This is a genomic window from Streptomyces sp. enrichment culture (assembly GCF_964272855.1).
Classification (GTDB): Bacteria; Actinomycetota; Actinomycetes; order Streptomycetales; family Streptomycetaceae; genus Streptomyces.
In genome coordinates, this window is record NZ_OZ186847.1 from 8,079,172 (window position 1) to 8,100,348 (window position 21,177).

A 21,177-nucleotide genomic window follows, 5' to 3' on the forward strand; every position below is an offset into this window, starting at 1 on the left:
GGATTTCCGGGCCGGGGCGACGGACGTCCGGGCCTGGGCGGCGGCCGAGTCAGCGGAGCGTCGTCGCCCAGTCGGCCGGCACCCGCCCCGCGGGGCCCGGCACCGGCTGGTCCTCGGGATGGCTGGACGGCGGGGCGAGGGCGGGACCGGAGTCGTACAGGGCCTCGGTGTCGTAGTTCCAGAACCAGTCCTCGCCCGGCTCGTAACTCTGCACCAGGGGATGCCCGGTGGCCCGGTAGTGGGCGGTGGCGTGCCGGGCGGGGGAGGAGTCGCAGCAGCCGACGTGCCCGCAGGACGCGCACCGCCGCAGGTGGAACCACCAGCCGCCCTCCGCGTCGCAGTCCGCGCAGCCGGGGCCGCTCGGCGGCACCTGGGCGTCGATCGCCGTCTCTTCGGTCATGCGGGCTCCTCAAGGGACTCGGGGGACTCGGGGGTCGTCTCTTCCTCCGCCGCGGTCAGCGGCAGGAGCACCTGGAACCGGGTGTCGCCCGGCACGGACTCCACGTGGATGCTGCCGTGATGCTTGTTCACCACGATCCGCCAGGAGATGTCCAGGCCGAGCCCGGTGCCCTCGCCCACCGGCTTGGTGGTGAAGAACGGGTCGAAGATCCGGTCCCGGATCTCCGGTGCCACGCCCGGCCCGGTGTCGCGGAACTCGACCAGCAGCCGGTCGTGGTCGAGCGCGGTCCGCACCGTCAGCGTGCCCTGCCCGCCCGCGCCGGCCATGGCGGAGACCGCGTTGTCGATGAGGTTGGTCCACACCTGGTTCAGCTCCGCCGGGTAGGCGGGGATCGGCGGCACTGTCCGGTCGTACTCCTTGACGACCTCGATCCGCTCGCCGATCTTCCCCGACAGCATCAGCAGGGTGCTGTCGAGCAGTTCGTGCACGTCGGCGATCCGGTAGGGCGCGCGGTCCAGCTGCGAGTACTGCTTGGCGGCGTCCACCAGGTGCGAGATGCGGGTGGTGGAGTCCGCGATCTCGTCCATCAGCAGCTCGGTCTCCACCGTGTAGTTGAGCCAGCCGATCGCGCCCGGCAGGATCGCCTCGTCGACGGCCGCGGCCACCTGGTCCAGCCAGTCCAGGTCGAGACCGGCCTGCACGAAGGTGGGCGCGAGCCGCCAGCCGTCCGGGATGCCGTGGTCGTCCAGCCAGTCGGCGACCTCGTCCTCGCGGTCCGACGCCTCCAGCGGGCTGAGCACGGGCGCCTTGGCGACCCGCTCGGCGGTGCGCTCCTGGATCTCGATCAGCTGAGCCAGGTCCTCGCGCGGATACGGGCCCGCCGAGATGACGCTCAGCTTGTGCCGCATCTTCGCCACCCGCTCGCGCAGCGCCGCGGTGGCCCGCACGGCCGCCGCCGCGGGGTTGTTCAGCTCGTGGGTGAGCCCGGCGGACAGCGAGCCCAGCGCCAGCAGCCGCTCCCGCTGCCCGATCATCCGCTGGGTGTTCTTCGACCCGAAGAACAGCCCCTCCAGGAGGTGGACCGCCATCGGGAACCACTCCTGCATGATGCTCGCGAACGTGTCGGCGGGCAGCACGAAGAACCGGGTCGGCTCGGTGACCCGCATCGAGTTGTTGTAGACCTGCCGCACCCGGTCGCCGATGTACGCCTGCATGGCCCCGGCGTACACCCCGCGCTGCGAGGTCCGGGTGACCTCGACGTCGTCGCCGCCGACCCGCCGGGACAGCACGACGGTGCCCTCGATCATCACGTAGAAGCAGGTGGCGGGCTCGCCCTCGGTGTAGACGGGCCCCGGTTCGAACCGCTCCACCCGCCCCTCGGCGCACAGCCGCCCCAGCTGTTCGGGGCTCAGCTTCTCGAACAGGAAAAGGGAGCCGATCTCCCGCGGGCTGCACGGCACCGGCTGCCCGCTCACGACTGCTCCAGATAGCGGTGCACGAGCATCACGGCCATGGCTCCCTCTCCGACGGCGGACGCGACCCGCTTGGCGGACTCGGCGCGCGCGTCGCCCGCCACGAACACGCCCGGCACATTGGTCTCCAGGTGGTACGGCGGCCGGTCCAGCTCCCAGCCGGCGGGCGGCCGCCCGTCCGGGCTCAGGTCGGGCCCGGCGAGGATGAACCCGCGCTCGTCGCGCAGCACCGTGCCGTCCAGCCAGTCGGTCAGCGGCGCCGCCCCGATGAACACGAACAGCCACTGGGCGTCGACCTGTTCGGTGTGCCCGGTGTCCACGTCCCGCAGGGTCAGCCGCTCCAGGTGGCCCGAGCCGTGCGCGGCCTCGACGACCGTGCGGGCCCGCATCGAGATGTTCGGCGCCTCCTCGATCTGCTGGATCAGGTAGTGCGACATCGACGCCGACAGCGACTCCCCGCGCACCAGCAGCGTCACCGACTTCGCGCCCCGGGCGAGATACATCGCCGCCTGCCCGGCCGAGTTGGCGCCGCCGACGATGTACACGTCGTGGCCCTGGCAGGAGGGCGCCTCCGTCAGCGCCGACCCGTAGAACACCCCGCAGCTGGTCAGCTCCTCGCAGCCGGGGGCCTGGAGCTGCCGGTACGACACGCCGGTCGCCAGGATCACGGTGTGCGCGGCGATCGCCGAGCCGTCGGAGAACCGGACGATCCGCGCGGCGCCGTTCACCTCCAGCCCGGACACCTCACGCGCGGTCAGGATCTCGGCGCCGAACTTCGCCGCCTGCCGCCGGGCCCGGTCGGTGAGCTGCGCGCCCGACACCCCGTCGGGGAAGCCCAGGTAGTTCTCGATCCGCGAGCTCTGCCCGGCCTGCCCGCCGGTCGCCGACCGCTCCACCAGCACCGTCCGCAGGCCCTCCGAGGCCCCGTACACCGCAGCGCCGAGCCCGGCCGGGCCTCCGCCGATCACCACCAGGTCGTAGAACTCGGCGGTCGGCGTGGTCGCGAGCCCCACCCGCGCGGCCAGCTCCGGCGCGTCCGGCTCGACCAGCGGCGTCCCGTCCGGGGTGACCACCAGCGGCAGCCGTGTCCCGTCCGCCCCGGCCGCGGCCAGCAGGCGGCGGCCCTCCGGCTCGTCGGAGGAGTACCAGCGGTACGGCACCTGGTTGCGGGCCAGGAACTCCCGTACGTCCGAGGAACGCGCCGACCACCGGTGCCCGACCACCTTGGTGCTGGGCACCGGCCGGTGGTCGCTCGTCCGCCACGCCTGGAGCAGGTCGTCCAGGACCGGGTACAGCTTCTCCTCCGGCGGATCCCAGGGCTTGAGCAGATAGTGGTCCAGGTCGACCACGTTGATCGCGTCGATCGCCGCGTTGGTGTCCGCGTACGCGGTCAGCAGCACCCGCCGCGCCCCCGGATACACGTCCAGGGCCTGCTCCAGGAACTCGATGCCGTTCATCTGCGGCATCCGGTAGTCGGCCAGGATCACCGCCACGAGGTCGCCGCGCAGCTTCAGTTCGCGCAGCGCCTCGAGCGCGGACTCGCCGGACTCCGCGCGCACGATCCGGTACGACGCCCCGTAACGCCGTCTGAGATCACGGGCGACCGCGCGCGAGACCCCCGGGTCGTCGTCCACGGTCAGAATGACGGTCCGCGCTGCGTCGGCGGCCTGTGCCATACGTCTCCACCCCGAGTGGTCGGACAATCGGGCGCGGCGTCCCCGTCGTCACCGCCCCGGCTCACGCCATCGTATGTTCGATCGCCCGACTTCGCTCAGGTATGCGAAAGGCCCGGTCGGAAGCCGGACCACGCGGCCGCGGGGCCCGCGGCGTCCACGGCCGGCCGCCCCCGGACGCGGCTCACGCCGACGCCGTAGGGAAGACTGATCGGAACTGATCGAAAAGGCCATGACGGCGAGACGAGGAGGCGGCCGGATGACACGTCCGATCACGGCAGGGGTGGACGGATCGGAGGAGAGCCACGCGGCGCTGGCCTGGGCGGCCCGGGAGGCCGTCCGGCGCGGGCTGGCGCTGCGCGTGGTGCACGCCTGGAGGTTCGAGCCGGACCAGGCGGTGGACGGGGACCGGGACACCCAGGCCGGCTGGGTGCGCGAGGCGGTGGAGGAGGGCGTCCGGGAGGTCACCGCCCGCCACCCCGGCCTGGACGTCACCACCGACGTCCGGGAGGGCGACGCCGTCGACACGCTGGCCGCCGCAGCGGCCGACTCCGAGCTGCTGGCGCTCGGGTCGCGCGGCCACGGCCGGGTGGTCGGCTTCCTGCTCGGCTCGGTCGGCCAGCAGGTGATCGCCGAGGCCGCCCGCCCCGTCGTCCTGGTCCGCTCCGGGGACCAGGCCTCCGCCGAGGTGGCCGGCCGGGAGATCGTCGTCGGCCAGGAGGGCGCCCCCGGGGACAGCGCCGCCGCCCTGCGGTTCGCGTTCGAGACGGCGGCGGCGCGCGGCGCGACCGTCCGCGCGGTGCGGGCGTGGACGCTGCCGCCCGTCTTCGCCTACAGCCCGGCTTCGCTCAAGCTCCTCGACGAGGCGGGCGGGCCCGAGCCGTACGAGAAGAAGGCGCTGGGCGAGGCGCTCCAGCCGTGGCGGGAGCGCTTCCCGCAGGTGCCGGTGACCGAGCACGTGGAGATGGGCAGCGCGGGGCAGGTCCTGCTGGACGTGTCCGCGCGGGCCCAGCTGGTGGTCGTCGGCCGGCGCGCCCGGCGGACCGCCGTGGGCGCCCGGATCGGGTCCGTCGCCCACGGGGTGCTGCACCACGCGCCGTGCCCGGTGGCCGTGGTGCCGCCGGTCTGATCACTGCGGCGCGATGCCGCCGGTTCGATAACTCCCGCGCGGGACCGCCGGCCGGATCACTCCGGCGCGGGGGTCTCCAGCGTCCTCCGGGCGCGGGGCAGGATGTTGCGGACGTAGTCGTCGACGGCCGTGCCGAGCCCGATGTCGTGCTGGGCCCGCTCCGAGAGGTACCAGCGGTGCTCCAGCAGCTGGTGGTAGATCTCGGCCGGGTCGATGCCGTCGCGCAGCTCGACCGGCACCGCCCGCACGGTCGGCCGGAACACCTCGCGCACCCAGCGGTGGGCCAGCACTTCCGGCCGGGCGGCGAGGGGATCGCCCGGGGCGTAGTCGTCCTGGGTGGCCATCCAGGACTCCAGGTCGTTCAGCAGCCGCCGTGCCTGGTTCTCCTCGGTGTCCAGCCCGGTCAGCCGCAGCAGCTGCCGCTGGTGGTGGCCGGCGTCGACGACCTTCGGCACGAAGGTGACCGTGTCGCCGTTGGAGGAGTGGTCGATCTGCATCTCGGCCACGTCGAAACCGAGGTCGTTGAGCCGCCGTATCCGGCGCTCTATGTAGTGGTACTTGCCCGCCGGGTAGACGGAGGTGCGGGTCAGCTCCTGCCACAGCCCCTGGTAGCGGGCGCAGATCTCGTTGCCGAACGCGATCGGGTCGACGGAGGGGTGCAGCGCCCCGGACGCCTCCAGGTCGAGGAGTTCGCCGCTGATGTTGACCCGGGCGAGGTCGAGGTCGTAGTCGCGCTGCCCGTCGCTGAGCCGCGCGTGCAGCTCGCCGGTCTCGGCGTCCACCAGGTAGGCGGCGTAGGCGCCGGCGTCCCGCCGGAACAGGGTGTTGGACAGCGAGCAGTCGCCCCACGCGAACCCCGCGAGGTGCAGCCGCACCAGCAGCACCGCGAGGGCGTCCATCAGCCGGTGCATGGTCGCCGGACGCATGGTCGTCTCGAACATCGACCGGTACGGCATCGAACCGCCCAGATGCCGGGTGATCAGCACCGGCTCGAGCGGCTCGCCGTCCGCGTGCTCCCGGCCGGTCACCACGCCGAGCGCGTCCACCGCGGGGATGCCGAGCCGGTCCAGGTCGCGCAGCAGCTCGTACTCGCGCAGGGCGGGGCGCTCGGCCAGCTCCTTGACGGCGATCACCTCGCTGCCGGCGCGGGCGTAGCGCACCACGTGCCGGGAGATGCCGCGCGGCAGCGGGACCAGGTACTCCTCGGGCCACTCCTCCAGCGGGAGCTGCCAGGGCAGTTCGAGCAGGAGCGCCGGGTGCTCCGGGTTCGTGGCGCTGATGTGCAAAGCCATGGCCTGACCTTAGACGGTGCGCGACGTACCCGGAGGATTCGTCTCACCGCGGCGTGACGGTCGCCAGTACGCCGCGCGCGGCCGTGCCGTCCGGCCAGGTCCATCCCCCGACGAGCTGTCCGGACGCCCCCTGCTCGGCCTCCGCCGGCCGCAGGACGCGGTTGAGCCGGACGTCGAACCCGTCGCCGGGTCCGGTTCCGCGCACGGTGACGGTCGGGTCGGGGGTGTCGCTCTCGTTCTGGTGCTGTGGCACCGCCTCACCACGCAGCAGGGCACGCAACTGGGCCGTCACCACCGGGTCGTGGACGCCGTCGTAGATCCACCGGGTGCCGAGCACCCCGTGCTCGGAGGTGCCGATCAGCGCCTCGCCGGGGACGCCCTCCAGCGCCGCGCCGCGGTAGCCCATCGGCACCAGATATGCCACCGGCTCCGGCGCGCCGGCGTCCGCCACGACCATGAACTCGATCCCGACCTCGCCCTCCGGATCGTCCAGCCGGAACCCGCCGGCCTTGACCGGTTCCGGCGTGCCCGCGTGGCCCACGTACCAGCTCTGCTTCGGCAACCAGCCGGCCAGCAGTTCCAGCTTGGTGGGCGTCATGGTGGTGTGGTGGATGGCGGCCATGCGTAGTGCTCCCTCACGTCTGGGTCCGGGCCCGATCTCCGACGGGACGTGGCTCGAACCTACCTTCCCCCGCGATCACTTCAGGCAGCGCGTTCCCTCGCCCGGAGTGCCGCGTCGCGCACCGGACCGTGGTGGACGGGACCGTGGCCGGGCAGCAGGACGTCGGCGGCGAGGCCGGCGAGCACGTCCAGCGAGGCCACCGCGCGGGCCCGCTCGTGGTGGAACATGTCGGGCAGCAGCTGCGGGCCCTCGGCGCGGCTCGTGGGATGGCCGCTGACCAGGGCGTCACCGGAGATCACCACACCGGCGCCGGGCAGGTGGTAGGCGCAGTGGCCCAGGGTGTGGCCGGGGGTGTGCACGGGCACGGGCCGCCCCGGCAGGTCCAGCGCGCCCGCCACCGGGAACGGCTCGGGGGCGGCGACCGGGACGTGCGCGGTGCCGCCGGAGCGCAGCGCGTGCACCGCCCATGGCAGCACACCCGGCCGCCAGCCCTCGCGCAGCACCTGCCCGACCGACACCTGGTGCAGGAAGTCGCGGCGCGCGTGCGGCACCTCGGCCTCGTGCAGGTACACCGGCGTGCCGTACGTCGTGCGCAGGTACTCGGCGGACCCCAGGTGGTCGTTGTGGGCGTGGGTGACGAGCACGGCCGCGACCGCCTCCGGTGAACTCCCCACCGCGGCGAGGGAGTCCAGCACCAGCTCGCGGTCCCCGGGGTAGCCGGTGTCGACCAGGGTGACGGCGTCCCCCTCGGTCAGGATCACCCAGTTGGTGTTGCTGCCGTGCACCAGATAGGTGCCGTCGGCGATGTGCCGCACATCTGCCCGCATGATCGTCCCGTTGTGCTCGAGGTCCGTGCCCGACGGGAGACAGCAAAGCAGACCGGGTGGCCCACCTCCCGGCGCGGCGGGGTCAGTTCACGTTGTGCGGCCGGAACTGGACGCTGATACGTGGCCCCACGGCCCGGGTGGACTTGGGCACACAGTGCTCCCAGGTCCGCTGGCAGGAGCCGCCCATCACGATCAGGTCGCCGTGTCCGAGCGGCCGCCGAACGGTCTCTCCGCCGCCCGCCGGACGGAGCAGCAGATCGCGCGGCGTGCCCACGGAGAGGATGGCGACCATGGTGTCCTCGCGGGCGCCCCGGCCGATCCGGTCACCGTGCCAGGCGACGCTGTCCCGGCCGTCGCGGTAGTAGCACAGCCCGGCGGTGGTGAACGGCTCGCCCAGCTCGTCGGCGTAGTGCGCGCTGAGCGCGTCGCGCGCCTCGGTCAGCACCGGGTGCGGCAGCGGCTCGCCCGCGCGGTAGTGGGCGAGCAGCCGGGGGACGGCCACGACGTGGTCGTACATCTGGCGCCGCTCGGCCCGCCACGGCACCTCGGCCGCCAGCCGTTCGAACAGCGCGTCGGATCCGGTCAGCCAGCCGGGCAGTACGTCGATCCAGGCGCCGGAGCCGAGGTGCGTCCGGCGGATCCCGTCGAGTGGCCCGAGCCGCAGCTGGTCGGTCTGGTCGAAGAGGGAGCCCTGGAGGTGCATGACTCCAGCGTAACCCTCTAATCGAAAATATGTTCCCCCGACTGTTGGCGCGCGTGGGCGCGCGCCTGGTCGAGCCCTTTCGATACATCGATGTATCCGATACATTCACGTATCGAACGGAGGCCGGGACCATGGCAGCGGAGCACACCACCCCACGCGTGACCCGGCGGCGGGTGCGGACCCGGGCAAACCTGCTCGACGCCGCGTTCACCGTGTTCGCCGCCAAGGGCTTCGGGCGGGTCTCCATCGAGGAGGTCTGCGAGGCCGCCGGCTACAGCCGGGGCGCCTTCTACTCCAACTTCGACAGCCTGGACGAGCTGTTCTTCGCCCTCTACCGGCAGCGCGCCGACCTCATCGCCGAACAGGTCTCCGGCGCACTCGCCCAGGACGGCCCCGACCTGGACGTGCCCGCCGCCGTCGACCGGGTCACCGAGGTGCTGCTGCTCGACCTGGACTGGCTGCTGGTGAAGACCGACTTCCTGGTGCACGCCGCCCGGGAGCCGGCCGTCGCCGAGACCCTGCTGGAACACCGGGCCCGGCTGCGCGGCGCGATCGCCGAACGGCTCGCCCGCGCCCAGGGGCACACCGAACTGCCCGCCGTGTTCGGCGACAGCGACGCCGCCGCGCACGCGGTGGTCGCCGCCTACGACGGGGTCACCACCCAGCTGCTGCTGGACAGGGATGTCGAGAGCGCGCGGGCCTGGCTGAAACAGCTGCTCACCGCGCTGCTGACGGACGGCAGCGGCACCCTCCGATGAGCCGCCTCCGACGAGCCACCCCAGATGAGTCACCCCAGATGAGTCACCCCAGATGAGTCACCCCCGTTGAGTCAGGAAGGGACGATCGCCATGGATGCCGACGTCATCGTCGTCGGAGCGGGCCTGGCCGGCCTGGTCGCCGCTCACGAACTCACCAGCCGGGGCCGCCGGGTGGCCCTCGTCGACCAGGAGAATGCCGCCAACCTCGGCGGACAGGCGTTCTGGTCGTTCGGCGGGCTGTTCCTCGTCGACTCCCCGGAACAGCGCCGCCTCGGCATCAAGGACTCCCTCGACCTCGCCTGGAACGACTGGCAGGGCAGCGCGGGCTTCGACCGGGTCGACGACGAGGACTCCTGGGCGGTGCGCTGGGCCCGCGCCTACGTCGAGTTCGCGGCCGGCGAGAAGCGGTCCTGGCTCGACGGGCACGGCATCAAGCTGCTGCCGACGGTCGGCTGGGCGGAGCGCGGCGACCTCACCGCGCACGGCCACGGCAACTCCGTCCCGCGCTTCCACATCGCCTGGGGGACCGGCACCGGCGTGGTCGAACCCTTCGTGGCGTACGCCCGGCAGGCCGCCCGCGACGGGCTGCTCACCTTCCACCACCGGCACCGGGTGGACGAGCTGGTCGTCGAGGGAGGCACGGCGCGCGGGGTGCGCGGCACGGTCCTCGCCCCCGACGACGCCCCGCGCGGTGTCGCCTCCAGTCGTGAGAGCGCCGGTGAGTTCGAGCTGGCCGCCCAGGCGGTCATCGTCACCACCGGCGGCATCGGCGCCGACCACGACATCGTCCGACGCCACTGGCCCGAACGCCTGGGCACACCCCCGGCCCGGATGGTGACCGGCGTGCCCGCGTACGTCGACGGGCGGATGCTCGACATCAGCGCCGAGGCCGGCGTACGCCTGGTCAACCGCGACCGCATGTGGCACTACACCGAGGGCCTGCACAACTGGGATCCGATCTGGCCCGGCCACGGCATCCGCATCCTGCCCGGCCCGTCCTCGATGTGGTTCGACGCCCTGGGCCGCCGGCTGCCCGAACCGTGCCTGCCCGGCTACGACACCCTCAGCACCCTGCGGTACCTGCGCACCACCGAGGACATCGCGGGGTACGACCACTCCTGGTTCGTCCTCACCCGGAAGGTCATCGAGAAGGAGTTCGCGCTGTCGGGCTCCGAGCAGAACCCCGACATCACCGCCAAGGACCGCAAGGCGTTCCTGCGCGACCGCGTCCTCGGCAAGGGCGCGCCCGGCCCGGTGGACGCCTTCGTCCGGCACGGCGCCGACTTCGTCACCGCGCCCACCCTCGAACAGCTCGTCGAGAAGATGAACGGCCTCACCGACAAGCCGCTTCTCGACGCGGCCGCGCTCCGCCGCCAGATCGAGGCCCGCGACCTGCAGATCACCAACCCCTACGGCAAGGACGCCCAGGTGCAGGGCATCCGCAACGCCCGCCGCTACATCGGCGACCGGCTCGGCCGGGTCGCCACCCCGCACCGTCTGCTCGACCCGGCGGCGGGCCCGCTCATCGGCGTCAAGCTGCACGTCCTGACCCGCAAGACGCTCGGCGGCATCCAGACCGACCTCGACTCCCGCGCCCTCGGTAGCGACGGCACCCCCGTCGAGGGCCTGTACGCGGCGGGCGAGGTGGCCGGGTTCGGCGGTGGCGGCGTGCACGGCTACAACGCGCTGGAGGGAACCTTCCTCGGCGGGTGCCTCTTCTCGGGGCGGGCGGCCGGCCGGGCGGCGGCGGCGCAGACCGGCTGACCCGCCCTCATCGCTCCAGCAGCCGGGCCAGCACCGCGGCGTGGCTGTGCTCGGGGGTCTTGGCGGCCGTCAGCAGCGTCACGGGTCCCTCGCGCACCCACCCGCGGGCCTGGTCGAGGAGTCCGGTCGCCTCGGGCGCGGCCAGCTCCGCCTCGTAGCGGCGGGCGAACTCCTCGTACGATCCCTCGCCCGCGTGGTACCAGCGGCGCAGCTCGGCGGACGGGGTCAGCTCCTTCGGCCACTCGTCGATCCCGGCCGCGTCCTTCGCCAGGCCGCGCGGCCACAGCCGGTCGACCAGGACGCGGACGCCGTCGTCGGGGTCCGGCGGTTCGTAGACACGACGCACACGCACGCTCACGCGCGGACCTCCCTCGGGTGACGGCTGTGTCGGGAGCGTAACCCGGGAGAGGATCATCCGCCCGATTCCGATCGCGCCGAGCGGGGTACCCCGTTCGCCTGACGGCGAAGAGGGAGGTCATGCCATGAGCGCCTGGGACGACCTGCCGGTCGTACGCACGCTGGCCGAGCTGACCGGGCTGGTCGAACAGCGGCAGGGCGGGCTGTACGTCCGCTGGTCCAGGGGGCCCGAGGCCGATCTCGCCGAGGTGTCGAGCACCGACGAACTGACCGGCGTGCCCATGCCCGGACTGTCGGCCAACGCGCTCGACGTCGAGGACTGGTGGCAGGACCGCTCCGTACGCCTGTGGGTGGCCCGCAGGCTGTACGACTACTCCCATCTGCCGCACGACAAGGGCCCCGGCGTCCGGCCGTGGGTGCTCGCGGGCGAGGAGAGCGGGCGGGGTCCCGACAACGAACCCCTCGTGCGAGAGGTGCGCCCGCTGTGCCACCTCGACGACCAGGTGATCGAGGAGGCGCGCGAGGAGGTGACCCGGCAGGAGCACGAGTGGGGCCCCCTGCGAAGGGGGGCCCACGGCTGACGTTCCTCAGCGCGAGGCTCGGCGGCCCGCGCGTCGTTGCAGGGCCCGGCGCTCGGTCTCGTTGGTGCCGCCCCACACTCCGAGAGTCTGCCCGGAGTCGAGCGCGTACTCGAGGCACGGCTCGCGGACGGGGCACCGCCGGCAGACCGCCTTCGCCTGCTCGGCCTGCACCAGCGCCGGTCCCGAGGTGCCGATCGGGAAGAACAGATCGGGATCCTCGTCGCGGCATGCGGCCTGATTGCGCCAGTTGGTCATGACGTCACCCAAGGTCTAAGTCGTCTGTAGTCGTCCATGTCGTTGCTGTGCTCGGTCCCGGGTCACCGGTGGGCAGGGAGTGAAACGCGGGCAGTGCGCTCAGGGCGGCGGGCGCAGCGCCTCGGCGGCCGTCGCGGTCACCGCGCGGGCGACCGCGGCGAGGGCGGGGGAGTCCAGCTTCCACTGCTGCCAGTACAGCGGGACGTCGACCCGCCGGTCCGGCGCGAGATGGGTCAGACGGCCGCTCAGCAGCAGCGGCTCCGCCTGCACCTCCGGCACCATGCCCCAGCCCAGTCCGGACGCGACGGCCTCGACGAACCCCTCCGAGGTCGGCACGGAGTGGCGCAGCGGTCCGGCGCCGCCCCGGCCGCGCCGCAGCAGCCGCACGAACCCGTCCTGGAGGTCGTCGCGCCGGTCGAAGACGACGACCGGCGCCTCCGGCAGCGTCTCGTGCAGCGGCCCGTCGAGATGCCGGGCGGCGAAGGCGGGGTGGGCCACCGCGACGTACCGCATGGTGCCCAGCGCCCGCACCGAGCAGCCCGTCACCGGCTCGGACGACGAGGTCACCGCCGCCATCACCAGGCCCTCGCGCAGCAGCACCGCCGTGTGGTCCTGGTCCTCGCGGCGCAGTTCGAAGCAGAGCCGGAGGTCCTCGGGGACCAGGGTGAGGGCGGTGAGGAACCAGGTCGCCAGCGAGTCGGAGTTGACCGCCACCGACACCCGGGTCGGCTCCCCGGCGCCGCTCAGGCCCAGCTCGGCGCGGGCGTCCCGCTCCAGCCGGACCAGCTGCCGGGCCAGCCGTACGACGATCTCGCCGGACTCGGTGGGCCGCACCGGCTTGGTCCGCAGCAGCAGCACCCGCCCGGTCCGCTGCTCCAGTGCCTTGACCCGCTGGCTGACCGCCGACGGCGTCACGTGCAGGGCGGCGGCGGCCGCGTCGAAGGTGCCCTCGTCGACCACGGCGAGCAGGGTGCGCACCTGGTCGAGGGGGAGTTCCGGCATTCCGGGCGACAGTGGTGAGGTCTTCACGTGTGCTAAAGATACGTAAGAATCTTTAGCTTTACGTACGGTCGGCCCTTCCTTAGCGTCGACGTCATGTCCGCAGCTCTGACCGCCGCCGCCACCGGATTCGGCACCGGCCTCTCACTGATCGTCGCCATCGGCGCCCAGAACGCCTTCGTCCTGCGCCAGGGCGTGCGCAAGGAGGCGGTGCTCGCCGTCGTCGGCATCTGCGCCCTGTCCGACGCGCTGCTCATCGCGCTCGGCGTCGGCGGTGTCGGGGCGGTCGTGGTGGCCTGGCCGGGTGCGCTGACCGCGGTGGGCTGGATCGGCGGCGCCTTCCTGCTCGGCTACGGCGCACTCGCCGCCCGGCGGGTGCTGCGGCCCGGCACGGCGGGGCTGCGCACGGAGGGGGAGGCCGCGACCTCGCGGCGCCGGGCGGTGCTCACCTGCCTGGCGATGACGTGGCTCAATCCGCACGTCTACCTCGACACCGTCTTCCTGCTCGGCTCGATCGCCGCCGACCAGGGTCCGCTGCGCTGGACTTTCGGTGTCGGGGCCGCGTTCGCCAGCGTGTGCTGGTTCGTCGCGCTCGGCTTCGGGGCACGCCTGCTGGGCCGCTGGCTGGCCAGGCCGACCGCTTGGCGGGTGCTGGACGGGCTGGTCGCGGCGACGATGATCGCCCTGGGTGTCTCGCTCATCGCCGGAAGCTGAGATCACCTGCCGGACACTCGTGCAGGGCTGGAATAGTGACCCCGAGCAAAGAAAGATGTAGTCGACAACTAGGGGCCCAGTGGACGCCGGCGAGAGCAGCACCGATCAGCAACCTTCCAACCGGGCCGATGACCAGGTCCAGGCTCAGGCCCCGGCCTCGGTCGAGCCACCCCGCCGGGGCTGGCGCCGCTGGGCGATGGACACCCGCCCGCTGCGCCGCCCCGCCTACCGCCGCCTGTGGACCTCGACCATCGTCACGGCCGTCGGCAGCCAGCTGACGGCCGTCGCCGTGCCGAAGCAGATCTACGACATCACCGGCTCCTCCGCGTGGGTCGGCTACGCGAGCCTCGCCGGGCTGCTGCCGCTGGTGGTGTTCGCGCTGTGGGGTGGCGCGGTCGCCGACAGCGTGGACCGCCGCAAGCTGCTGCTGGTCACCAACTCCGGTATCGCCGTCACCTCGCTGCTGTTCTGGGTGCAGGCGGTGACCGGCTTCGAGTCGGTCGGCGTGCTGATGGTGCTGCTCGCCCTGCAGCAGGCTTTCTTCGGGCTCAACTCCCCGGCGCGCACCGCGTCCATCGCCCGCCTGGTGCCCGCGGAGGAGCTGGCCGCCGCCAACGCGCTCGGCTCCACCGTGACGCAGACCGGCCTGGTCGCCGGGCCGCTGCTGGCCGGCGCCCTCATCCCGGTGGTCGGCCTGCCCGAGCTGTATCTGATCGACGCCGTGGCGCTGTGCGTCACCGTGTGGGCGGTCGTGCGGCTGCCCGCCCTGCCGCCGCTCGGCGGCCCGGCCGTCCGGCGGGCGGGGCTGCGGGAGATAACCGCCGGGTTCCGGTACATCGCCCTGCACAAGGTCCTGCTGCTGTCCTTCCTCGCCGACGTGGTCGCGATGGTCCTCGGCATGCCCCGGGCCCTGTTCCCGCAGCTCGCCGCCGAGACCTACGGCTCCTACGGCGAGGGCCTCGCCCTCGGGCTGCTGTTCGCGGCGATCCCGGTCGGCGCGGTGGCGGGCGGGCTGTTCTCCGGGACGTTCTCCCGGGCCCGCCGGCACGGGCTGATGGTCATCGGCGCGGTGGTCGCCTGGGGTGTCGCGATCACCGGGTTCGGACTGAGCCGCAGCCTGTGGATCGCGGTGGCGTTCCTGGTGCTGGCCGGGGTCGCGGACATGGTCTCGATGGTGTTCCGCGGGGCGATCCTGCTGTCCGCCGCCACCGACGAGATGCGCGGGCGTATGCAGGGCGTCTTCACGGTGGTCGTGGCCGGCGGCCCGCGCCTCGCGGACGTCCTGCACGGCACCGCGGGCTCCGCCTTCGGCCCGCGTACCGCCGTGGCGGGCGGCGGTCTCCTCGTCGTCGTGGTGATGCTGGCCCTGGCCGCGGCGACCCCGGCGCTGCGCCGCCACCGGGTCTGAGGGGCAGGACTACCGCCGGCGCATGGTGTACTGCTCCATCAGCTGGCCGCGGGTCATCTCCAGCCGGTGCGCGAGGATCTCGGCGACGATCCGCACCAGCGACATGCCGAGCTGCGGATCCTCCTCGCACAGCGCGAGCACCGGCTCCGCCTCGAACTCGTAGGCGCGTACGGGGCTGAAGGCCTCGGCGCCGAAGTCCCACCGGTGCGGCGGGAACAGCCAGGACCAGCCGAGCAGGTCGCCGGCGCCGAGACTGGCCACGGTCACCCGTTGCAGCGACGTCACCCGCTGGTCCAGCGACACCGCGCCGGAACGGATCACCCAGAACCGGTCGGCAATGCCGCCCGGCTCGAAGATCCGGGTGTCCTCCGGGAAGGACACCTCCCGGGCGAGCGTCATCAGACGCGCCCGCTGCGGGGGAGGTAGGGCGGTCAGCAGTTTCGTCGCTTTCGTCATGACGCGGTGCTCCTCGCCGACGCTCGGTTCGGGTGCGTTGCCTACGCCCATTTCAGCCGCTGCGGCCGCCGGGAGCACCTTGGCGGACCGGGGATTTCCGCCGGGGAGACATAAAAGGGCCCTGGCTGGACGGGGGACACCAGCCAGGGCCGTAGCGGTGGCGGAGGAGGATGCCATCGACCCCGTCACCACGTATGTATGAACGATAAACCATCTTTGGGTGTTCTCCGTACCCCAAAGCGGGCCACGTGACCTGTTTCACTCGTGTTGCAGCCGTGTTACCCGCGTTTCACGTGGTCGCCACCACGCGGATCGTCCTCAGGGACGGGTCCGCGGCGTCCGGCAGGTTCATCCCCGCCTCCCGTCCCGTGGCCAGATACCGCAGAACGGGCTCGCGCAGCCGCTCGCCCGGCAGCACCGCCGGGATCCCGGGCGGGTACGGCGTGATCATCTCGGCGGCGATCCGGCCGTCCGCCTCGGCGAGCGGCACCGCCTCGGCCGGACCGAAGAACGCGTCCCGGGGCAGCACGTCCTGCGCCATCCGCAGCTCGGCCGGCTCCGGCACCGCCACCCGCGGCGCCTCGCCCAGCTCCGGCGCGGCCCGCACCAGCTCCTTCATCGCGGACAGCAGCTCACCCGCCGTCTCCCGGTCGTCGGCGTGGGTGAGCTGTACGCCGATCCGGCGGTGGTCGGTGAGATGGGCGTCCACGCTCCGCCGCTCACGCAGCCAGTCCGCCGCCTGGTATCCGGTGATCCCCAGCCCGGTGACGTCGATGACACAGGGCAGCGGGTCGAAGTCGTCGGCCAGACCCGGCCCGCAGTAGTCGGCCCGGTCGTCGACGTGCAGGCCGTCGATCTCCTCGACGGCCGCCCGCACCTCGGCGGCCAGCTCCAGGGCGGCGCCCATCAGCGCCCGGCCGTGCAGCATCATCTGCCGGCGCCAGCCGTCCATCCCGGCGTAGATCAGCACCGACGGACTGGTCGTGCTCAGCAGACCGGCCCGCATCCCCAGCAGTTCGGGGGAGACCCGGTCGCCCTGGAGGTGGAACACCGAGCCCTGCTCCAGGCCGCTGCCCATCTTGTGGATGCTGGTCACGCAGATGTCGGCACCGGCGTCCATCGCCCATGACGGCAGCTCGGGATGGAACGGCAGATGGGCGCCCCACGCCTCGTCGACGATCAGCGGCACCCCGCGCCGGTGACAGACCTCGGCGACCGCCCCCAGGTCGGCACACCCGCCGTACGGCGTCGGACTGGTGACCAGCGCCCCCTTGGCGTCCGGATGCGCGGCGAACGCCTCGTCGAACGCGGCGGCGGACGGCGGATGCGCGAGACGCCGTTCGACGTCCCAGCGCGGTTCCACCCACACCGGTTCGATGCCGGACAGGATCAGCCCCGACACCACCGACTTGTGCGCGTCCCGCCCGATCAGCAGCTTCTCGTGCGGGCCGGCGACTGCCAGCATCGCCGCCTTCACCGACAGGGAACTGCCGCACGTGCTGAAGAACGTGTGGTCCGCGTGCACCGCGTCGGCCATCAGCTCCTGGGCCCGCTCCAGGACCTGCCCCCGGTTCAGCCGGTCGTCGAGACCGCCCGAGGCCAGCACGTCACCGAGGAACACGGCGTCCCCCAGCACCTCCCGCACCGCGGGGTCCGCCCCGCGGGCCTGCTTGTGTCCCGGCGGCGTGAAGGACAGACGGCCGGAACTCCGGTACTCGCTGAGGGCCTCCAGAACGGGCGCCCGGGTGTGATCGACAGACATGGCCTACGGGTGCCCGGCGCCGACGCGTGTCATTCGGGCGGTTGCTCCTCTCCGTGTTTGCCGGGCGTGAGGATCTCGTCCAGCACCCCGACCACCGTCTCGTAGGCCAGGGCGCGCACGGCGGCCTCACGGGCCCCGTCCGGCTCGTCCGGTCCCAGGGCGTCACCGCGCTGCCGCCACGCGCGCTGCTCCCGAAGCGCCCACGCCCTGCCGCGCTGGATGCGCCGCACCAGTTCGTCTGAGTCCACGACATCGGTCATGGCGTCCGCGTACCCCGGCAGAAGGCGTCGATGGCGGGCCGGAAGCGGCGACAACGGGTTTGCGCCGCCCGTCAAGGGTCAGCCGAAAAGTGGGGGGAATCGGGCGGAATCGTCCGGCATCCATCCTCGAACACTCAGGGAGCGAGGAACGTGAGCATCCAGCACTCGACCGAACCCCGAGGTGAGACCTCCGGTCCGATCGGACCCGTCCGCGCGGGCGGATGTCTCCCCGCCGATGTGCGCGGGGCCGTCCGGCACGCGGTGGCACGGCGCTGCATGGCCACCGGCGCGCGGTGCGACAAGGACGGCCTGGCGGACGCGCTGCTCGTCGCCTCGGAGCTGACGACCAACGCCATCCTGCACGGCGGCGGTGTCACGGACGTGGCCGTCGACGTCGTCGAACGCGGAGTGCGGGTGTCGGTCAGCGACCGAAGCGACCGGCGGCCCGTGACGAGGCCGGCGCTCGACGCACGCGGGCGCCGGCGCAGTGGCGGCCGCGGCTGGCCGATCGTGTGCCGGCTGTCCCGGGACGTCAGCGTCACCGGCCTGCCCTCCGGCGGCAAGCGCATCACCGCCGAGGTCGACGTCTTCTGAAGACCGCTCGTCTTCTCACAGACGCCCTCCGAGAGGCCTCTTCCGAACGGGGCGTGGGCTTCCCGTGAATGGCCCGTGTTTGTTCTCACGACGGCAGGGCAGGCGCATTTTCGTGCTTCGGACCGGAGGCGCGCCAGCGGGGAGTGCTCTGTGCTCCGGGGCCGTCAGGTCGGCCGGACCAGCACTTTTCCCGCGGTCAGTTCAGTCCCGTGACAGTCGCTGAGAAGACCGTTCAGGAGCGATTCCGCATGCGCATCGACATGTCGACCAGCAGTACCACCACCTCCGGGCCCTCCACCGCGCAGAACCGACGAACCCACGACGACGCCCCGGAGACCGCCGAGCTCTTCGCCCGGCTGGCCGAACTGCCGGACGGCCCCGAACGGGACGCCGTGCGCGACGAACTCGTCACCGCCTGGCTTCCCATGGCCCACCGGATCGCGGGCCGGTTCCGCGACCGGGGCGAGTCCGTGGAGGACCTGCGCCAGGTGGCGGCCCTCGGGCTGGTGAAGGCGGTCGACCGCTACGACCCCGAACGCGGAGCCTTCGAGAGCTACGCCGTCCCCACCATCACCGGCGAGGTCAAGCGCCACTTCCGTGACCGGATGTGGGCGCTGCGAGTGCCGCGCCGGGTCCAGGAACTGCGCAACAAGGTGCGAGTGGCCCGGCGGGAACTCGCCCAGAGCCCCGGCACCCGTGAGCCCACGGTCGCCGACATCGCCGCCCACACCGGCCTCACCGAGGAGGAGGTCGGCACGGGCATGGAGGCCCTGGAGAGCTTCAGCACCCTTTCCCTCGACGCGGAGCTGTCCTCCGACGACGACGGCTACAGCCTCGCCGACACCCTCGGCGCCCCGGACTCCTCGTACGACATCGTGGTGGACCGCGAGTCCGCCAAGGAGTGCCTGCGCAACCTGCCCGAACGTGAACGCGCCATCCTCTACATGCGCTTCTTCGAGGACATGACGCAGAGCAGGATCGCCGACCGGCTCGGCATCTCCCAGATGCACGTCTCCCGGCTCATCAGCCGCAGCTGCGCCCGCGTGCGCGACGAGGCCCTGGGCCGCCGGAGCGCCGCGCGCGGCGGCACCGGCCGGGCGACCGGGTCGTGCACCGGGCGGCGCAAGCGCCGCTGACGTCCGGGTTCACGCCCGCGTTCTCCGGGGGACGACATGGGGGCCGGTCCTGAGGACCGGCCCCCATCCGCGTCATCCGCGTCATCCGTGATCAGGATGTTCCCGAGGACGTCCGCTCGACCTGCTCCCGCACCTGTTCCGGCGTCAGATAAGAGTCGGTGTACTCGAAGTCCTTCAGCTTGGCGGGCTTGCGGGCCTGGAAGCCGGTGCGGACGAAATCGTCCCCGGCGACGGCGTTGAGCACCCAGTTGGTCAAAACCCGGGTCTTGGCCACGTTGGTGCGCAGCGCGGACCAGTGGTAGCCGCGCGCCACGGCCTGGGCGGGCAGCCCGTGCAGTTCCACGCCGAGCGGCTTGGAGACCGCGTCCTTCCCGCCCAGGTCGACGACGAGGCCGAGGTCTTTGTGGACGTACGGCTCCATGGGCGCGCCCCGCAGGGTGGCGATGACGTTGTCGGCGACCTTGCGGCCCTGCCGCATGGCGTGCTGCGCGGTGGGCGGGCAGACGGCGCCCTCCTGGCCCTTGGCCGTGTCGGGCACCGCGGCCGCGTCGCCGAGCGCGAAGACCCCGTCGTGACCGGGCAGGTTCATCTCGGCGTTGACAGCCAGCCGGCCGCGCACGGTCTCGGCGCCCAGCGTTGCGATGAGCGGGCTCGCCACCACGCCGGCGGTCCAGATCAGGGTGCGGGTGGGAACCACCCGGCCGTCGGTGAAGGTGACCTCCTCGGGGCCCGCCTTCTCGATGGACACGCCGAGGGAGATCTCGATGCCGCGCCGGCGCAGGACCTCCTGGGCGCTGCGGCCGAGTTTGTCGCCCAGTTCGGGCATGAGCTTCGGCGCGATGTCGATGAGGTGCCACTTGATCAGACGCGGGTCCAGGCGGGGATAGCGCCGGACCGCGCTGTGCGTGAGCCGCTGCAGGCAGGCCGCCGTCTCGGTGCCCGCGTAGCCGCCGCCGACGACCACGAACTGCAGCCGGGAGGCCCGCTCCGCGGGGTCCTGGCTGGCGTCGGCGAGGTCGAGCTGAGAGATCACGTGGTCGCGGATGTACGCGGCCTCGGCGAGGGTCTTCATGCCGAACGCGTGATCGGTGAGCCCGGGGATGTCGAAGGTGCGGGTGACGCTGCCCGGCGCCAGCACGATGTAGTCGTAGGGCTCGTTGACGATCTCGTCGGTGATGGTGCGGATGACACAGACCTTCGCCTTGAGGTCCACGCCGATCGCCCCGCCGGGAATGATCCGGGTGCGGTACTTGCGGCTGCGGCGCAGGGACAGCGCGATCGACTGGGGCGTCAGCACCCCGGAGGCGACCTGCGGCAGCAGCGGCAGATAGAGCTGATAGGAGAACGGGGTCACCAGAGTGAGGTCGGCCTCGTTCGGGCCGAGCCTGCGTTCCAGGCGCCGTACGCACCCCACTCCCGCGAAGCCCGCGCCCACCACCAGGATCCTGGGTCGTGTCACGTCTTTCATCCCTTCCGCGGTTTACGCATCGATCCCACCGTGTCGAAGTCCGTTGCGCCAGTCGGGCGCGGCACGCAGATGAACCGGCGACCCCGGCCCGCACGCCTCATCTCGCGGCCGTCACCACGGCAGGAACGTGTGCACGTCCTTGCCGCGGTCCCCGGTGACCACGCTGACCTGGTCGCACAGGGCGTGCAGCAGGTGCCAGCCGATCCCGCCGCCGCCGGTGCTGGGCCGGAACGGCCGCGGCGCCGGCGGGGTGGGGCTGGTGTCGTGCAGCGTCACGTGCACCCCGTCGAAGGTCCGGCGCATCCTCAGCTGGAAGGGCCCGGGGGCGTACTGCACCGCGTTGGCGGCCAGTTCCGTGACCACCAGCAGAATGTCGTCCCAGTGCTCGGGTGAGGCCGGTGGCGCCACCTGCGCGAGGTCGCGCAGGAAGCCCTCGGCGGCGAGCCGCGCGCCCGTCACGTCGCGCGGCTCACCAGGAAAGCCGATGGCTCGGCTGGGGATTCCTCGGGCAGCCAGTCGGTCGTCCCACCCCGGGTCGGTCGTCATG

The 21,177-nt window shown here is 72.6% G+C and carries 23 protein-coding genes; 8 read left to right on the forward strand and 15 right to left on the reverse strand.

The features are described from left to right. Positions 1-49: 49 nt before the first annotated feature. The 3 genes from ACSU6L_RS36045 to ACSU6L_RS36055 are packed head-to-tail and all read right to left on the reverse strand — an operon-like array spanning position 50 to position 3,548. Positions 50-400, reverse strand: a complete 351-nt coding sequence (locus tag ACSU6L_RS36045; protein ID WP_073943782.1) for a UBP-type zinc finger domain-containing protein — start codon at positions 398-400, stop codon at positions 50-52. Then, on the reverse strand, positions 397-1,875 hold the full coding sequence (locus ACSU6L_RS36050; RefSeq protein WP_437063815.1) for an ATP-binding protein: 1,479 nt from the start codon (positions 1,873-1,875) through the stop codon (positions 397-399). Before ACSU6L_RS36050 ends, ACSU6L_RS36045 begins: the two co-directional genes overlap by 4 nt. Further along, positions 1,872-3,548, reverse strand: coding sequence for an FAD-dependent oxidoreductase (locus ACSU6L_RS36055; RefSeq protein WP_437063817.1), 1,677 nt, complete (start codon positions 3,546-3,548; stop codon positions 1,872-1,874). Before ACSU6L_RS36055 ends, ACSU6L_RS36050 begins: the two co-directional genes overlap by 4 nt. A gap of 256 nt (positions 3,549-3,804) precedes the next feature. Here ACSU6L_RS36055 and ACSU6L_RS36060 point away from each other — a divergent pair, with 256 nt between their 5' ends. Next, the gene (locus tag ACSU6L_RS36060; RefSeq protein ID WP_437063819.1) at positions 3,805-4,674 is read left to right on the forward strand and encodes a universal stress protein; all 870 of its coding nucleotides are present in this window, start codon (positions 3,805-3,807) and stop codon (positions 4,672-4,674) included. A 56-nt stretch (positions 4,675-4,730) separates the two neighbouring features. On the opposite strand, the gene ACSU6L_RS36065 is transcribed toward ACSU6L_RS36060, so the two are convergent. The 4 genes from ACSU6L_RS36065 to ACSU6L_RS36080 form a co-directional block, all read right to left on the reverse strand. Next, positions 4,731-5,966, reverse strand: coding sequence for a DUF4032 domain-containing protein (locus ACSU6L_RS36065; protein ID WP_437063821.1), 1,236 nt, complete (start codon positions 5,964-5,966; stop codon positions 4,731-4,733). Positions 5,967-6,009: 43 nt separating this feature from the next. Further along, positions 6,010-6,588 carry a maltokinase N-terminal cap-like domain-containing protein gene (locus ACSU6L_RS36070; protein WP_437063823.1) on the reverse strand — a complete coding sequence of 193 codons (579 nt, stop codon included), beginning with the start codon at positions 6,586-6,588 and terminating at the stop codon, positions 6,010-6,012. 80 nt (positions 6,589-6,668) lie between these two features. Then, positions 6,669-7,415, reverse strand: coding sequence for an MBL fold metallo-hydrolase (locus ACSU6L_RS36075; RefSeq protein ID WP_437063825.1), 747 nt, complete (start codon positions 7,413-7,415; stop codon positions 6,669-6,671). An 82-nt stretch (positions 7,416-7,497) separates the two neighbouring features. Beyond that, positions 7,498-8,118, reverse strand: a complete 621-nt coding sequence (locus tag ACSU6L_RS36080; RefSeq protein ID WP_437063827.1) for an alpha-ketoglutarate-dependent dioxygenase AlkB — start codon at positions 8,116-8,118, stop codon at positions 7,498-7,500. A 131-nt stretch (positions 8,119-8,249) separates the two neighbouring features. On the opposite strand from ACSU6L_RS36080, the gene ACSU6L_RS36085 reads away from it, so the two are divergent. Both ACSU6L_RS36085 and ACSU6L_RS36090 read left to right on the forward strand, forming a co-directional pair. After that, positions 8,250-8,876 carry a TetR/AcrR family transcriptional regulator gene (locus tag ACSU6L_RS36085; RefSeq protein ID WP_437063828.1) on the forward strand — a complete coding sequence of 209 codons (627 nt, stop codon included), beginning with the start codon at positions 8,250-8,252 and terminating at the stop codon, positions 8,874-8,876. A 90-nt stretch (positions 8,877-8,966) separates the two neighbouring features. Continuing rightward, entirely contained in the window at positions 8,967-10,640 is a 1,674-nt protein-coding gene (locus ACSU6L_RS36090) for an FAD-binding dehydrogenase (protein WP_437063829.1), read from the forward strand. A 7-nt stretch (positions 10,641-10,647) separates the two neighbouring features. On the opposite strand, the gene ACSU6L_RS36095 is transcribed toward ACSU6L_RS36090, so the two are convergent. Further along, positions 10,648-10,998, reverse strand: coding sequence for a DUF488 domain-containing protein (locus tag ACSU6L_RS36095; protein ID WP_437063830.1), 351 nt, complete (start codon positions 10,996-10,998; stop codon positions 10,648-10,650). Between the two features lie 124 nt (positions 10,999-11,122). Here ACSU6L_RS36095 and ACSU6L_RS36100 point away from each other — a divergent pair, with 124 nt between their 5' ends. Beyond that, a complete protein-coding gene (locus tag ACSU6L_RS36100; protein WP_437063831.1) occupies positions 11,123-11,578 on the forward strand; it encodes a DUF6098 family protein in 456 nt (151 codons plus the stop codon). A gap of 6 nt (positions 11,579-11,584) precedes the next feature. On the opposite strand, the gene ACSU6L_RS36105 is transcribed toward ACSU6L_RS36100, so the two are convergent. Next, the gene (locus ACSU6L_RS36105) at positions 11,585-11,833 is read right to left on the reverse strand and encodes a WhiB family transcriptional regulator (protein WP_073943952.1); all 249 of its coding nucleotides are present in this window, start codon (positions 11,831-11,833) and stop codon (positions 11,585-11,587) included. A 99-nt stretch (positions 11,834-11,932) separates the two neighbouring features. After that, positions 11,933-12,835 carry a LysR family transcriptional regulator ArgP gene (locus tag ACSU6L_RS36110; RefSeq protein WP_437065166.1) on the reverse strand — a complete coding sequence of 301 codons (903 nt, stop codon included), beginning with the start codon at positions 12,833-12,835 and terminating at the stop codon, positions 11,933-11,935. 93 nt (positions 12,836-12,928) lie between these two features. Between ACSU6L_RS36110 and ACSU6L_RS36115 the strand changes: the two genes are divergently transcribed. Together ACSU6L_RS36115 and ACSU6L_RS36120 are read left to right on the forward strand one after the other, a co-directional pair. Then, complete coding sequence (locus ACSU6L_RS36115) at positions 12,929-13,546, forward strand: LysE/ArgO family amino acid transporter (protein WP_437063832.1); 618 nt, start codon at positions 12,929-12,931, stop codon at positions 13,544-13,546. A 79-nt stretch (positions 13,547-13,625) separates the two neighbouring features. After that, positions 13,626-14,954 (forward strand): MFS transporter, encoded by a 1,329-nt coding sequence (locus ACSU6L_RS36120; RefSeq protein WP_437063833.1) that lies wholly within the window; start codon positions 13,626-13,628, stop codon positions 14,952-14,954. A gap of 9 nt (positions 14,955-14,963) precedes the next feature. On the opposite strand, the gene ACSU6L_RS36125 is transcribed toward ACSU6L_RS36120, so the two are convergent. The 3 genes from ACSU6L_RS36125 to ACSU6L_RS36135 form a co-directional block, all read right to left on the reverse strand. Next, positions 14,964-15,410, reverse strand: coding sequence for a cyclic nucleotide-binding domain-containing protein (locus tag ACSU6L_RS36125; protein WP_437063834.1), 447 nt, complete (start codon positions 15,408-15,410; stop codon positions 14,964-14,966). Positions 15,411-15,699: 289 nt separating this feature from the next. Continuing rightward, a complete protein-coding gene (locus ACSU6L_RS36130; protein ID WP_437063835.1) occupies positions 15,700-17,172 on the reverse strand; it encodes an aminotransferase class I/II-fold pyridoxal phosphate-dependent enzyme in 1,473 nt (490 codons plus the stop codon). A gap of 29 nt (positions 17,173-17,201) precedes the next feature. Continuing rightward, the gene (locus ACSU6L_RS36135; RefSeq protein WP_437063836.1) at positions 17,202-17,432 is read right to left on the reverse strand and encodes a hypothetical protein; all 231 of its coding nucleotides are present in this window, start codon (positions 17,430-17,432) and stop codon (positions 17,202-17,204) included. Positions 17,433-17,582: 150 nt separating this feature from the next. On the opposite strand from ACSU6L_RS36135, the gene ACSU6L_RS36140 reads away from it, so the two are divergent. Together ACSU6L_RS36140 and ACSU6L_RS36145 are read left to right on the forward strand one after the other, a co-directional pair. Next, positions 17,583-18,026 carry an ATP-binding protein gene (locus ACSU6L_RS36140; protein ID WP_437063837.1) on the forward strand — a complete coding sequence of 148 codons (444 nt, stop codon included), beginning with the start codon at positions 17,583-17,585 and terminating at the stop codon, positions 18,024-18,026. A 248-nt stretch (positions 18,027-18,274) separates the two neighbouring features. Beyond that, positions 18,275-19,162 (forward strand): SigB/SigF/SigG family RNA polymerase sigma factor, encoded by an 888-nt coding sequence (locus tag ACSU6L_RS36145; protein WP_437063838.1) that lies wholly within the window; start codon positions 18,275-18,277, stop codon positions 19,160-19,162. Between the two features lie 91 nt (positions 19,163-19,253). On the opposite strand, the gene ACSU6L_RS36150 is transcribed toward ACSU6L_RS36145, so the two are convergent. Together ACSU6L_RS36150 and ACSU6L_RS36155 are read right to left on the reverse strand one after the other, a co-directional pair. Further along, entirely contained in the window at positions 19,254-20,630 is a 1,377-nt protein-coding gene (locus tag ACSU6L_RS36150) for an NAD(P)/FAD-dependent oxidoreductase (RefSeq protein WP_437063839.1), read from the reverse strand. Between the two features lie 111 nt (positions 20,631-20,741). Further along, positions 20,742-21,176: an ATP-binding protein gene (locus ACSU6L_RS36155; RefSeq protein WP_437063840.1), complete on the reverse strand. Its 435-nt coding sequence runs from the start codon at positions 21,174-21,176 to the stop codon at positions 20,742-20,744. Position 21,177: the final 1 nt, after the last annotated feature.